This is a genomic window from Lacinutrix salivirga (assembly GCF_053604675.1).
This window is the reverse complement of the sequence record NZ_JBSHNP010000101.1, coordinates 144,247-157,869: the sequence shown is the minus strand read 5'-3', so window position 1 is coordinate 157,869 and position 13,623 is coordinate 144,247. Positions and strand designations below refer to the sequence as shown.

General features: G+C 32.1%; 11 protein-coding genes. All 11 read right to left on the bottom strand.

Features of this window, described 5'->3' with window-relative positions; genetic code table 11:
• Positions 1 to 9: 9 nt before the first annotated feature.
• The 11 genes from ACVC5O_RS07220 to ACVC5O_RS07170 all read right to left on the bottom strand — a co-directional run bounded on the left by ACVC5O_RS07220 (position 10) and on the right by ACVC5O_RS07170 (position 13,618).
• Positions 10 to 2,043 carry a VWA domain-containing protein gene (locus ACVC5O_RS07220; RefSeq protein ID WP_452220803.1) on the bottom strand — a complete coding sequence of 678 codons (2,034 nt, stop codon included), beginning with the start codon at positions 2,041 to 2,043 and terminating at the stop codon, positions 10 to 12.
• A gap of 36 nt (positions 2,044 to 2,079) precedes the next feature.
• Positions 2,080 to 2,826 carry a 3-oxoacyl-[acyl-carrier-protein] reductase gene (fabG, locus tag ACVC5O_RS07215; RefSeq protein WP_452220802.1) on the bottom strand — a complete coding sequence of 249 codons (747 nt, stop codon included), beginning with the start codon at positions 2,824 to 2,826 and terminating at the stop codon, positions 2,080 to 2,082.
• A gap of 132 nt (positions 2,827 to 2,958) precedes the next feature.
• Entirely contained in the window at positions 2,959 to 5,928 is a 2,970-nt protein-coding gene (locus ACVC5O_RS07210; protein WP_452220801.1) for a M16 family metallopeptidase, read from the bottom strand.
• A gap of 91 nt (positions 5,929 to 6,019) precedes the next feature.
• Complete coding sequence (gene sucD, locus ACVC5O_RS07205) at positions 6,020 to 6,892, bottom strand: succinate--CoA ligase subunit alpha (protein WP_452220800.1); 873 nt, start codon at positions 6,890 to 6,892, stop codon at positions 6,020 to 6,022.
• Between the two features lie 88 nt (positions 6,893 to 6,980).
• Positions 6,981 to 7,391, bottom strand: a complete 411-nt coding sequence (locus ACVC5O_RS07200) for a nuclear transport factor 2 family protein (RefSeq protein ID WP_452220799.1) — start codon at positions 7,389 to 7,391, stop codon at positions 6,981 to 6,983.
• Positions 7,378 to 8,325 carry a UDP-3-O-(3-hydroxymyristoyl)glucosamine N-acyltransferase gene (locus tag ACVC5O_RS07195; RefSeq protein ID WP_452220798.1) on the bottom strand — a complete coding sequence of 316 codons (948 nt, stop codon included), beginning with the start codon at positions 8,323 to 8,325 and terminating at the stop codon, positions 7,378 to 7,380. Before ACVC5O_RS07195 ends, ACVC5O_RS07200 begins: the two co-directional genes overlap by 14 nt.
• A 76-nt stretch (positions 8,326 to 8,401) precedes the next feature.
• Complete coding sequence (gene efp, locus ACVC5O_RS07190) at positions 8,402 to 8,968, bottom strand: elongation factor P (protein WP_452220797.1); 567 nt, start codon at positions 8,966 to 8,968, stop codon at positions 8,402 to 8,404.
• A gap of 102 nt (positions 8,969 to 9,070) precedes the next feature.
• Complete coding sequence (lpxA, locus tag ACVC5O_RS07185) at positions 9,071 to 9,856, bottom strand: acyl-ACP--UDP-N-acetylglucosamine O-acyltransferase (RefSeq protein ID WP_452220796.1); 786 nt, start codon at positions 9,854 to 9,856, stop codon at positions 9,071 to 9,073.
• Positions 9,857 to 9,941: 85 nt separating this feature from the next.
• A complete protein-coding gene (locus ACVC5O_RS07180; protein WP_452220795.1) occupies positions 9,942 to 11,348 on the bottom strand; it encodes a bifunctional UDP-3-O-[3-hydroxymyristoyl] N-acetylglucosamine deacetylase/3-hydroxyacyl-ACP dehydratase in 1,407 nt (468 codons plus the stop codon).
• A complete protein-coding gene (gene lpxD / locus ACVC5O_RS07175; protein ID WP_452220794.1) occupies positions 11,335 to 12,363 on the bottom strand; it encodes a UDP-3-O-(3-hydroxymyristoyl)glucosamine N-acyltransferase in 1,029 nt (342 codons plus the stop codon). The genes ACVC5O_RS07180 and lpxD overlap by 14 nt, the downstream gene beginning before the upstream one ends.
• 25 nt (positions 12,364 to 12,388) lie before the next feature.
• Positions 12,389 to 13,618: an HD domain-containing protein gene (locus ACVC5O_RS07170; RefSeq protein WP_452220793.1), complete on the bottom strand. Its 1,230-nt coding sequence runs from the start codon at positions 13,616 to 13,618 to the stop codon at positions 12,389 to 12,391.
• Between the last annotated feature and the right edge of the window lie 5 nt (positions 13,619 to 13,623).

Sequence of the window (13,623 nt, the reverse complement as noted above, 5' to 3'; positions counted from 1 at the left end):
TATATATTTTTATATTAATCCGTTATATTTTCTTAAAAACCATTCTAAAGCTAAGGTTAACGCTATAAAGAATAGTAGATATTTCCAATCGATTAAAGGTACGATTTTTTTATCTGTTTTTTGAATAGGTTTGTAACGATCATCATTTACTAAATCATTAACTATTGATTGATAATTTGTTATAAAATACGACTTTGCGTTACTATTTATAGCGAGTTGCTTTAATTTTGAAACATTAGCGTTTAAAAATTGTTGTTCTATATTATATTCCAAAATTTTAAAATTACCAGATTTAGAAATATTTTCTCTACTTGCTTTTACTGTAAAACTATAATCTGAAGCAGGAAGTTGGCTTAAATCCACTTCGTAATTATTGCCTTTTAGCAGTAAAGGAAATTGCTTAACGATGTTTGAAACTTTATCTGTTACAGTTATAGCAAGTGTTTCGGTAGCATCAAATTCATAATTTTTATTGAAAAATTGTGCTTTTATAAGCACATTATTATTGCCTTGGTAGAAGGATTCGTAATCTACGTCTAGTCTGTTTTTTCGTTTGTTGGACGCTAAATACTGAATTAATTTACCTAAAAAATTATCGAAATTAGTAAAGCTTTTATTATTAATAAAACTTTGCGCTCTCCATTTCCATATATTTTCTCCAAAAAGAACAGCTTCTCTTCTACTATCGCTTTCTAAAGTAACCAATAAAGGTTCGTTTGTTGAAAACCCATCAACTGTTTTATTTAGTAGTGTTTGAAAAGGCACTTTAAATTGAGTTTCTCCAAAACTAGATGCTACTGGTGGAAAGGAACTAAAGTCCAAATCCTCAATTATAAACGCACCATAATTAGTGTCTAATTCTGGTTGGTAGTCTTCGGTTTGGCTGGTAATATCTTGCGAGTAAAATTTAGCTTCTTTGTTTAAAAAATTCCAGTCTGTTTGTGGACCAGTTATTACAAATTTATTCTTGTTTTCTTTTTCTAAAGCTGAATACAATTGTTTAAATGAATTGTTTGGCTGATAAAGTATAACTAATTGAAAATCATTTAATTTATTAATTATTTCATTTGGTTTAAAAAATGAAGCTGTACGTTGTTGATTACTTTCTATACTCTTTTTTAAAACACCTAAATCTGGATGAACCATTGAGCTTACAATGGCTACTTTTGTTTTTTCATCAATCACTTCAACTGCAAAATTTTTATAGTTATTTACAGTGTTTTTTTCATTTGAAATAGGCACCAATTGCGCTTTATAACTTTGTACTCCAACCCTATTTGCTGGCAGTGTGAAATTTATTAGTTGCGAATTATTTGTTTTTGAAAACTGAACCGCCTTAGAATATACTGTAGAGTTACCTGCTTTAACTACAAATTTAGTACTAACATTGGAGTTTCCGTTGTAAACCAAAACAGCTTCAACTGGAAACTGATTTTTTAAATACGCATATTTATTAACGTTTAATCTGCTTATTTTTAGGTCTGTATAATTTATGGTATCGCCTAAAATTATAGGATAAATGGGTTGATTTAGCTTTTTGCCAGCAAACTCATAGTCACTACCAAGTGTTTGGTTTCCATCGGTTACTAAAATGGTTGGCGACACAGTGTTTTTATAAATTTGATTTAGTTGAGTAACCGTTTTGCTAATGTTTGTGGTTTCTTCTTTAAAAGATAAAGAATCGTTTAAATTTAATGTGTTCCCAAAAGAAAACATATCGATATTAAACTTATCACTAAGTTGCGTATTGCTTTTTAAAAAATCTGAAAATGCTAATACATTCTCACTTTGTTCTAAATGTGGTATTGAACTCGAATTATCTATGGCAACAACCAAATTGGGTTTTTCGGTATAAATTTTATTTTGCTCAAATTTTGGATTTATTAGCAAAAGAAATATTGAAAACAAGGTTAAAAACCTTAAAAAGGTAAATAACACCTTAGTTTTAGACTTATGTTTAGAGTTATACCAATACTGAAATAGCGCTAATAAAAGCGCTATTATTCCAGCAAGTATTATATATAAAAGTGTTTGGGTTTGCATTTATAATGCCTTAAAACAGGCTTAAATTGTGTTGTATTAAGTTAACATTCCTCCATCTACATTTATGGTCTGGCCTGTAACATAAGCAGACATGTCGCTTGCTAAAAATACACATACGTTAGCAATATCGTCTGGTGTACCACCTCTTTTTAAAGGGATAGCATTTCTCCAGCCTTTTACAGTCTCTTCGTCTAATTTTGCAGTCATTTCGGTTTCTATAAAACCAGGAGCAATAACGTTACTACGTATATTTCTTGATCCTAACTCTAGTGCTACAGATTTTGAGAATCCTATTATACCAGCTTTAGATGCTGCATAATTTGCTTGCCCTGCATTACCTTTAACACCAACAACAGAACTCATATTTATAATAGAGCCTTTACGTTGTTTTAACATTGTGCGTTGTACAGCTTTGGTCATGTTAAAAACAGATTTAAGATTGACTTCGATAACTTTATCAAAATCTTCTTCTCCCATTCGCATTAATAAATTATCTTTTGTAATTCCTGCATTATTAACTAAAACATCAATGCTCCCAAAATCTACAAGTACTTGTTCGGCTAAATTTTGAGACTCGTCAAAACTAGCGGCATTACTTTTATAGCCTTTGGCTTTTACGCCTTTGCTATTTAACTCTATTTCTAATGCTTTTGCTGCAGCTTCAGAAGAGCTATAAGTAAATGCTACATTTGCTCCTTGATCTGCAAATACTTCAGCAATACCTTTACCAATTCCTCTACTGGCTCCTGTTATAATTGCGGTTTTACCTTCTAATAATTTCATGTGATATGTTTTCTGGTTAGCACTTCAAATATACTAATTACTAATTCTATTGAATAAAAAAATCCTCATAATTTAGAGTTAATTATGAGGATTTTGGTGTTGAATACTTTACTTAAAAATTCTTTAAAAATTTTAAAGCTTTACATCTTGCGATTTTTCGTAATTAAATAAATAATCGACATCCATTTCTTGCACTTTTCCTAGCTTACCTAAAGCATTAAAATCGATATCCTTTTTATTACCAATTACCATAACATTGTAGCTTTCGCCTTTAATGTTTTTATTGAAAAATTCTTTTAAATCTTCAATAGTCATGTCTTTTATGGCATTATACATTTCTTCGCGATTGTCATTTTCTATTCCTAACTTTTGAAGTCTCTCATAATTCCAAAAAATATTAGATTTAGTAATACGTTGCGCAGCAATCTTTTTTAATGTGGCTTCTTTGGCAGCGTTAAATTGCTCTTCTGCAAGTGGCATTTCGTTCATTAAATTCATCATAGCATCTACAGCTTGTGGCATTTTATTAGCCTGCGTGCCAATATATGCCATTACATAATTTGCATCGTCTTTTTTTCTGGCTGTAGAATAATTAGACCACGCAGAATAGGCTAATGATTTAGATTCGCGAATTTCTTGAAATACAATAGATGATAATCCGCCACCAAAATAGGTGTTAAACAATGTTGAAGCAGCCATGTTTTCTGGTGTAAATGGTTTTCCTTTTGCTAAAAACATCATTTCCGATTGTACCATATCGTAATCTACGAAATAGACATTTCCTCCTGTTTCCTTTTCTTCGTAGGTAATTGCTTCTGGATAGTCTTTTAACTCCTCAGATACTTTATGAAAATCATTTACTGCTGCAATAGCATTATCAACATCTTTTCCGTAGTAAAAAATACGTTGATTATAATTTTTAAGGTCTTTTGCAATCTCTACTAACTCCTGAGGGTTTATAGTTTTTAATTCGCTAACAGGAATAATATTACGTAACCTAGAATTTTCGCCATATTTACCATAATTTAATAATCCTGAACGTAAAATACTTCCTCTATTTGTTTTGTTGTCTTGTCTTCCTTTTGCAATTGACTCTACATATTTGTCGTAAGCATCTGCATCAGGAACAGCATTTGACCATAAATGAGACAACAACTCTAAACCTTTAGGTAAATTTTCTTTTAAACCACTTAAACCAACATAAGTTTGTTCGCCTTGCGCATTTACATAATAGGAAATACCTAATTTATAGAACTCTTTTTTTAGCTCTTCGTTTGTATATTTATCTGTACCTAAATAGTCTAAATAACCAGCAGCTAGGCTTAATTTTTTGTCACTATCGCTTCCCATATCAAAAATGATATTCATGTCAAACAAATCGTTATTTTTATTTTCGATGTAGGATACTTTTATACCATTATCTGTTTTAGTATTTTTAATTGCAGATTTATAATCTACATATTTAGGCGCTAAGTCTTCAGATTCTATTTTGTTAAAGGCTTCCATATAAGCTGAAGTCTTGTCTCTATTTAAATTAACAGGTGTAATTCCTGGATTTTCAACTTTAACTACAGTTTTATCTACTCCTTTGCGTTTATAAACAGTTACGTAATTATTTTTATAGAAACTATTTGCAAAATCTACAACATCTTGCTTAGTATATTTTTTTAATTCGTTGTAGTAATTTACTTTATCTTTCCAATCTTGTTCATGTATAAATGCTTCGTAGTAAGCAGTTGCCAATCCTGTACTAGACTCAAAATTTCTTGTTTCACTTAATTTTAAATCGTTAATTACAGCGTCTAATAACCACTCGTCGAATTCTCCTTTTTTAAGTTTATCGATTTGTGCTAACAATAAATCTTTCACTTCTTCTAAAGTTTGTTCTTCTTTAGGAGACCCAGTAAATCTATGAAACCCATAATCGTTTAATAAACGAGGAGAGCAATTGGCACGTTGTACGACTTGTTTTTGATTAAGGTTTAAATCTATAATACCTGCGTTGCCATTAGCTAATATCATATCACATAATATTAAAAGCTTAGCATCATCAGTATTAATTCCTGGAGCACGATAGGCTACAGAAACATATTCTGCAGTTGGTCCAAAAACTTCTTTTTCGATTGGACTTGTTATTTCGTCTTCAGTTGGAAATGTTGGGTGCTCTAATTCTTTTCTTTCAAGTTTACCAAAACTATCGTTAACCATTTTAATAGTTTTATCAAAATCTAAATCACCAACTAATACCATTGCCATATTATTTGGCACATAATATTTATTGAAATAATTATTAATATCTACTAATGATGGGTTTTTAAGATGCTCGCTAGTGCCAATAGTTGTTTGTTGACCATAAGGATGCTTTGCAAATAAGTTTTCTAACATTGTTGTATAAGCTGTTTGACCATCGCTATCCTGACCTCTATTAAATTCTTCGTAAACTGCCTCTAATTCTGTGTGAAATAAGCGTAATACTAATTTGCTAAAACGCTCGCTTTCTAAATCTAGCCATTTAGATAATTCGTTTGCAGGAATTTTATTTTTATAAACTGTCTCTTCGTACCAAGTATGTGCATTTGTACCTGTAGCTCCCAGTGAGCTTATCATTTTATCATACTCGTTTGCAATAGATATATTTGAAGCTTCTAAAGAAACTTTATCTATTTCTTTATATATCGCTTTTTTCTTTTCTGGATCTTGCTCAGCTCTATGCTGCTCGTACAAATCTGAAATTTTAGCAATATATTCTTTTTCTTTTTCCCAATCTGTAGTACCAAATTTATCGGTTCCTTTAAAAAGCATGTGTTCTAAATAGTGTGCTAAACCTGTAGATTCCTTAGGATCGTTAACATGTCCAGCTCTTACAGCAATGTAAGTTTGTATTTTAGGCTCATCGGTATTTTTACTTAAATATACTTTTAAACCATTGTCTAAAGTATATAAGCGTAATCCTGTTGGATCGTTAGATACAGCCTCGTAAGAGAAGCCTTGAGCATCTTTTTGAGTTTCGGTTTTAATAGCTAAGGTGTCGCTATTAGTCTTTTTACAGCCAGTAACAAATAATAGAACTGCAAAAAGGTAAAGAATTTTAAAGTGTTTCATTGTTGGTAATTTAGATTTAAAAAAAAAGTTCGTAGGCTAATGTACTGCCTACGAACTTATAACGTTAATGAATTATAAATATTTTAACAGATTAGCCTAAGACTTCTGCTACTTTTTTTCCGATTTCTGCAGGTGAATCTACAACGTGAATACCACAAGCTCTCATAATTTTTTTCTTTGCTTGTGCTGTATCATCACTACCACCAACAATAGCTCCAGCGTGACCCATTGTTCGTCCAGCAGGTGCAGTTTCTCCAGCAATAAAACCAACTACAGGCTTTTTACTACCACTTGCCTTGTACCAATTTGCAGCATCTGCCTCTAATTGACCTCCAATTTCACCTATCATTACAACTGCTTCTGTTTCTGGGTCGTTAATTAATAACTCCACAGCTTCTTTTGTTGTAGTTCCAATAATTGGATCTCCACCAATACCAATTGCAGTAGTAATTCCTAAACCTTGCTTTACAACTTGATCTGCAGCCTCATAAGTTAATGTACCAGATTTAGATACAATACCAACTTTACCTTTTTTAAATACAAAACCTGGCATAATACCTACTTTTGCTTCACCAGGAGTGATAACTCCAGGACAGTTAGGTCCAATTAGCCTACATTCTCTATCTTTAATATAAGCAGCCGCTTTAATCATGTCTGCAACAGGAATACCTTCAGTAATTGTAATAATGACTTTAATTCCTGCGTCTGCAGCTTCCATAATTGCATCTGCAGCAAAAGCTGGTGGTACAAAAATAATGGTAGTATCTGCTCCTACTTTTTCTACAGCTTCTGATACTGTATTAAAAACAGGCTTGTCTAAATGCGTTTGTCCACCTTTTCCTGGTGTTACGCCTCCTACTACATTTGTTCCATATTCAATCATTTGTCCAGCATGAAACGTACCTTCACTACCTGTAAATCCTTGAACTATTATTTTTGAATCTTTATTAACTAAAACGCTCATATTATATGTTCTTTTTATTTATTTATTGTTGAATAGTTTGCAATTATTTGCAAAAGTAATATTTTGAATAGGATTAATAAATTAATTTTTAAACTTTTATTTCTGAATAGGATGCTTCATTACCTATACTATCGTCGTATAGCTGGCTAATCTCGTATCCTTTATAGAGTTTACCCTCTTTAACTTCCCAAATAGAAATAAATTGAGCTAAGGGCTGCTCGCCTAATTCTGGACTTTCTATTGGTGTTACATAAATTGTATATCTAGCAGTAACCGTATTATCATCTTCTAATAGATGGCTAAGTCTGTAGTTAAAAGATGTGTAAGCATCTCTAACTCCTGAAAGCATATTTGCTATCCCGTTTTTATCAAATTTTGTATAACCTTGACTACTATTCCAATGTAAAATACAGTCTTTATGAAACGTATCGATTATGGTTTCATCTTTTGCTAAATCTGAATCGTAAAACGCTTTAACTATTGCTTTAGCTTCCATCATTTTGTTTTTTTATTTGTTTTAATAATTCTGGAATTTTTTTCAAATAGGCCAATTCTTTTAGTTTTGCACGAGATTCTTCGATTGGAGTTCCAAAATAACTTTTTCCACCAGCAACAGATTTTGTAACACCTGTTTGACCTAAAATCACTGCTTTTTTGCCTATTTTTATTCCACTATTGGTGCCTACTTGTCCCCAAATTGTCACTTCATCTTCAATAATACAACAGCCAGCAATCCCAACTTGAGAGGCTATTAAACATTTTTTACCAATAATGGTGTCGTGACCTACTTGTATTTGATTGTCTAATTTAGAGCCTTCTCCAATTGTAGTGTCTCCCGTAACACCTTTGTCTATAGTACAAAGCGCTCCAATATCTACATTGTTTTCGATTACTACACGTCCTCCAGATTTTAATTGGTCGAAACCTTCTGGTCTGTTTTTATAATAAAATGCACTAGCTCCTAAGATGGTTCCTGCATGTATAGTGACATTATCTCCAATAACAGTATCGTCATAAATGCTAACATTTGAGTGTATAACGCAATTGTTGCCAATTGTTACATTATTACCAATAAAGCAATTGGGTTGTAGTATTGTGTTTTCTCCAATTTTAGCTGAAGGCGACACACTTACATTAGAGCTTTGAAAAGGTTTAAAATGTTGTGTGAGTTTATTAAAGTCTCTAAAAGGATCATCACTTATAAGAAGCGCTTTCCCTTGTGGACAATCTACTTTTTTATTTATTAATACAACAGTAGCTGCAGATTGCAATGCTTTGTCGTAGTATTTTGGATGATCTACAAAAACAATATCACCAGATTCTACAACATGAATCTCATTCATTCCTAAAACAGGAAAATCTTCAGAACCAACAAACTCACAATTGATTAATTGTGCAATTTGTTTTAAAGCATGTGGCTTGGGGAATTTCATTTTTCAATTTTCGGTTATCAATGATTAGTTATCAAATTCACTGATAAGTGATTATTGATACTCGTTTATTGGGTCTTTATTCTTTAACGCGTTCTTTATACGTTCCTTTATCTGTTTCAATTTTAATTTTATCGCCTTCATTTATAAATAAAGGGACATTTACTTCTGCTCCAGTTTCTACTGTTGCAGGTTTAGTAGCATTAGTTGCAGTGTTTCCTTTAACTCCAGGCTCTGTTGCTGTTACCTCTAAAATTACACTTGCAGGCATTTCTACAGAGAGTGGCATATTGTCTTCAGTATTAATAATAACTGTAACCACTTCTCCTTCTTTCATTAACTCTGGTGTATCTAAAGCGGCTTCCAATAATCGAATTTGAGTATAATCTGCTTCGTTCATAAAATGATAAAATTCTCCATCATTATATAAATATTGAAATTTATGCGTTTCTACCCTAACGTCTTCAATTTTATGTCCTGCAGAAAACGTGTTATCTAACACTTTTCCGTTAGTAACACTTTTCATTTTTGTTCTTACAAATGCAGGACCTTTACCTGGTTTAACGTGTAAAAATTCAATAATTTTATAGATATCGTTATTGTATCTAATACATAATCCGTTTCTAATATCGCTAGTAGTTGCCATAGTTATTTATTGTTAAGTTTTTATTGAGGTTTTCGTTTACCGAATTTTCAATAAGAAGAAATTTTCTTCTCCTTTAATTATTTATGTTTTTGTGTTATAAGTTTAACTAGATTTAAAATAGCCTTTCATAATTCCGCGATGCGAGTTCTTAATAAATTGAAGAATTTCATCGCGTTCTGGAGTGGCTTCCATTTCTGCTTCAATTAAATCTGAAGCTTGAGTGGTATTGTAGTTTTTTTGATATAATATTCTATAAATATCTTGTACTTCTCTAATTTTTTCAGTTGAAAACCCTCGTCTTCTTAAACCTACAGAATTAATTCCGACGTAAGATAAAGGTTCTCGCGCAGCTTTTACAAAAGGAGGCACATCTTTTCTCACCAACGATCCACCAGTTACAAAGGCATGATTTCCAATAGAACAGAATTGATGTACAGCAGTCATTCCTGCCAATACTACATAATCGCCAACAGTAATATGACCTGCAAGTGTACTATTATTTGAGAAAATACAGTTTTTTCCAACCACACAATCATGCGCAACGTGGCAGTAAGCCATTATTAAACAATTATCTCCAATTACAGTTTTCATCTTGTCTGTTGTCCCACGATTTATGGTCACACATTCTCTTAGAGTTACATTATCGCCTATAATAGTTAGCGTGTCTTCGTCATTATACTTTAAATCTTGAGGCACAGCAGAAATAACAGCTCCAGGGTAAATGTTACAGTTTTTTCCAATACGAGCACCTTCCATAATGGTTACATTACTTCCTATCCAAGTTCCTTCTCCTATTATCACATTATTATGTATTGTAGTAAAAGGATCTATAACAACATTCTTTGCTATTTTTGCTCCTGGATGTACGTATGCTAATGGTTGGTTCATTTATAAATTGTTTGTTGTTAAGTTGTTTTTGTAGAAATGTTTTAGTTAACATCTAAACATAAACAGCTAAACTATGTTTACTTAATTATTTTACTTTAGATATTTGTGCCATTAACTCTGCTTCTGCGCAAAGTTTTCCGTTTGAGTATGCATAACCTTGCATGTGGCAGATACCTCGACGTATTGGTGAAATTAACGAGCACTCAAAGATTAAAGTATCTCCTGGTACAACTTTTTGTTTAAACTTTACATTATCCATTTTCATGAAAAATGTTAAATAATTTTCTGGATCAGGTACTGTACTTAGCACCAATATACCTCCTGTTTGCGCCATAGCCTCTACAATTAATACACCAGGCATTACAGGAGCTCCAGGGAAATGACCTTTAAAAAACTCCTCGTTCATGGTCACATTTTTAACTCCAATAACTTTACTCTCTGTAAGTTCAAACACTTTATCTAATAGTAAAAATGGTTGTCTATGAGGCAACATCTCCATTATTTGATTCACATCCATTAATGGGGTTTGATTCAAATCTATTTGAGGGACATTATTTCGTCTTTCGTTTTTAATAAGCTTGGATAATTTTTTTGCAAATTGCGTATTTACAAAATGACCTGGCTTATTAGCAATCACTTTTCCACGTATTCTTACTCCTACTAAAGCTAAATCGCCAATTACGTCTAATAATTTGTGCCTAGCTGCTTCGTTAGGATAATGCAGTGTTAAATTATCTAAAATACCATTTGGTTTTACCTTTATAGAATCTTTATTAAAAGCACCTTTTAAACGCTCCATCGTTTCTGGAGATAATTCTTTATCTACATATACAATAGCATTATTTAGGTCTCCTCCTTTAATTAACCCGTTTTCTAATAAAGTTTCTAACTCGTGTAAAAAACTAAATGTTCTGGAATCTGCAATTTGCTCTTTAAATTCTGAAAGATGTGTTAATGTCGCATTTTGAGTTCCTAATACTTTGGTGCCAAAATCTACCATTGTAGTGACTTGGTATTCTTTTGAAGGCATTACTAAAATTTCACTTCCTGTGTCTTCGTCTGTATAAGAAATGACATCTTGCACAACATATTCTTCTCTAAAGGCTTCTTGCTCAACAATACCTGCTTTTTCTATAGCTTCGACAAAAAACTTTGAAGAGCCATCCATAATTGGTGGTTCTGAAGCATTAAGTTCTATTATCGCATTATCTATATCTAAACCTACTAATGCGGCTAAAACATGCTCACAAGTTTGTATGGTTACTCCATTTCGTTCTAAACAAGTTCCTCTTTGCGTATTGGTTACAAAATTGGCATCTGCTTGTATGCTTGGTTCTCCTTCTAAATCAATGCGTTTAAATGCAAAACCAGAGTTTTCTGGAGCAGGCCTAAACGTAAGTGTAACCTCTTTACCTGTGTGTAAACCAACACCTGTTAAAGACACTTCTTTTTCAATGGTTTTTTGCTTTGTTTCTGTGTTAACTATTGCCATCTACTTTTTTTTCTAATTCATTTATTGTTTTTGCCATTTTAGGCAAGTTTTTAAAATAGACATACGATTTATTCCAGTCTCCATAATTAAAAGCTGGAGAGCCTTGTAAAATTTCGTTGTCTTTAATATTTCTTCCTATACCAGATTGTGCTTGGATTTTTACATTATCTCCAATGGTTAAATGTCCTGCAAATCCTACCTGACCACCAATTTGGCAATTTTCGCCAATTTTAGTAGATCCTGCAATACCAGTTTGCGCAGCAATTACAGTATTTTTTCCTATTTCTACATTGTGTGCTATTTGAATTTGATTATCCAGCTTCACACCTCGTCTTATAATGGTAGAGCCTAAAGTGGCTCTGTCTATAGTGGTTGCAGCTCCAATATCTACAAAATCTTCTAAAATAACATTACCTATTTGTGGGACTTTATGGTATTCTCCATCTTCGTTTGGTACAAATCCAAAACCATCTGCTCCTAATATTACACCAGAATTTATAACGCAGTATTTACCTATTTCTGTTTCCGAATATATTTTTGCTCCAGAAAAAATAATAGTATCATTATCAATTTTACAATTATCGCCTATATAACATCCAGGAAAAATTTTAACATTGTCTCCTATAATTACATTTTCTCCAATAGTTGTAAACGCACCAACATAAATGTTTTTTCCTAATGTTGCGGATTTAGAAATAACACTTAATTGCTCTATTCCAGATTTATTAAGCTTTACTTGGTTGTAATATTCTAATAATTTAGAAAACGCTTTATAAGCATCTTCTACCTTAATAAGTGTAGTGGTTATGGCTTGTTCTGGCTCAAAATCTTTATCTACAATTGTAATAGATGCTTTAGTAGAGTATATATATGGTGTGTATTTTGGATTAGACAAAAAGGTTAATGAACCTGTTTTACCTTCTTCAATTTTTGAAAGTGTAGAAACCTCAATATCTGGATTGCCTACAATATCACCTTCTAATATACCTGCTATTTGTTCTGCTGTAAAATTCATTGAAAGCAAAAATAGAAAAAAAGAATCACATTTTTTCTTTTGGATAACATATATAATGTTTAGTTACTGGTTGCGCTAAGGCTTTGAGGTTTAATTGGTCTGAAGCTTTAACGATATCAGTGATTTTTCCGTTTTTACGCAAAATGTTAATATTGTCTTGTTTCTCGTTATAAGCTTGGTTAGATATAGTGTCTGTAAATACAAAATACTCAGCTTCAGCTTTAGTTATAGTATAGTCTTTTACTAATCTATTAATATGTTTATCTAATTGTTTGTTTTCAAAAGGCTTCTTTTTTACCTTAATTTTTAAAAACTTCCTGTTAATTATCATATCGCACAAATGTTTCAGCACAAAATCGTCGTGATATTGCCACGCTTTCATTGCAGAAACTATATCGTAATCATCCAACTCGGCAAAAGTGTCTAAGGCATTGGTATCGAATTCTTCAGAAGATATTTCATTATTTAAAAAAAACTGTAAAGGTTTACTTCCTTCCAATGTAGTACCAGAACTTACTAGTTGTTTAGCGCGTTTTAATACTCTAATTAGCAACTGCTCTCCTACTACACTGGTTTTGTGCAAATATACTTGCCAATACATAAGGCGTCTGGCAACCAGAAATTTTTCGACACTATAAATCCCTTTTTCTTCTACTACCAAATTATCGTTTACTACATTTAACATGGTAATTAAACGCTCACTATTTATGTTTCCTTCGGCAACTCCTGTGTAAAAGCTATCGCGTTTTAAATAGTCTGCTCTGTCCATATCTAATTGACTAGAAATTAACTGATACATAAAGTTACGTTTGTATTCGCCTTTAAAAACTTGGATGGCTAACGTTAAACTTCCGTTAAATTCTTTATTCAAAGCTTCCATAAAAAGTAGCGATATAGCCTCATGAGAAATACCATTTACTATGCTATGTTCCATAGCATGTGAGAAAGGACCATGACCAATATCGTGCAATAAAATAGCGATATATAGTGCATTTTCTTCGTCTTGAGAAATTTCAACTCCCTTAAAACGAAGCACATGCACAGCTTTTTGCATTAAGTGCATACAACCAATAGCGTGATGAAAACGTGTGTGATGCGCTCCTGGATATACCAAATATGATAATCCCATTTGAGTAATTCTACGTAACCGCTGAAAGTATTTATGCTCTATTAAATCAAAAATTAACGAATTTGGTATCGTAATAAATCCGTAAATTGGATCGTTTAATATCTTGAGTTTGTTTTTAGTCTGCAAACTTT

Excerpts from the sequence above, each read along its gene's own strand:
- ACVC5O_RS07220 (WP_452220803.1), bottom strand. The coding sequence starts at position 2,043 with ATGCAAACCCAAACACTTTTATATATAATACTTGCTGGAATAATAGCG.
- fabG (WP_452220802.1), bottom strand. The coding sequence starts at position 2,826 with ATGAAATTATTAGAAGGTAAAACCGCAATTATAACAGGAGCCAGTAGA.
- ACVC5O_RS07210 (WP_452220801.1), bottom strand. The coding sequence starts at position 5,928 with ATGAAACACTTTAAAATTCTTTACCTTTTTGCAGTTCTATTATTTGTT.
- sucD (WP_452220800.1), bottom strand. The coding sequence starts at position 6,892 with ATGAGCGTTTTAGTTAATAAAGATTCAAAAATAATAGTTCAAGGATTT.
- ACVC5O_RS07200 (WP_452220799.1), bottom strand. The coding sequence starts at position 7,391 with ATGATGGAAGCTAAAGCAATAGTTAAAGCGTTTTACGATTCAGATTTA.
- ACVC5O_RS07195 (WP_452220798.1), bottom strand. The coding sequence starts at position 8,325 with ATGAAATTCCCCAAGCCACATGCTTTAAAACAAATTGCACAATTAATC.
- efp (WP_452220797.1), bottom strand. The coding sequence starts at position 8,968 with ATGGCAACTACTAGCGATATTAGAAACGGATTATGTATTAGATACAAT.
- lpxA (WP_452220796.1), bottom strand. The coding sequence starts at position 9,856 with ATGAACCAACCATTAGCATACGTACATCCAGGAGCAAAAATAGCAAAG.
- ACVC5O_RS07180 (WP_452220795.1), bottom strand. The coding sequence starts at position 11,348 with ATGGCAATAGTTAACACAGAAACAAAGCAAAAAACCATTGAAAAAGAA.
- lpxD (WP_452220794.1), bottom strand. The coding sequence starts at position 12,363 with ATGAATTTTACAGCAGAACAAATAGCAGGTATATTAGAAGGTGATATT.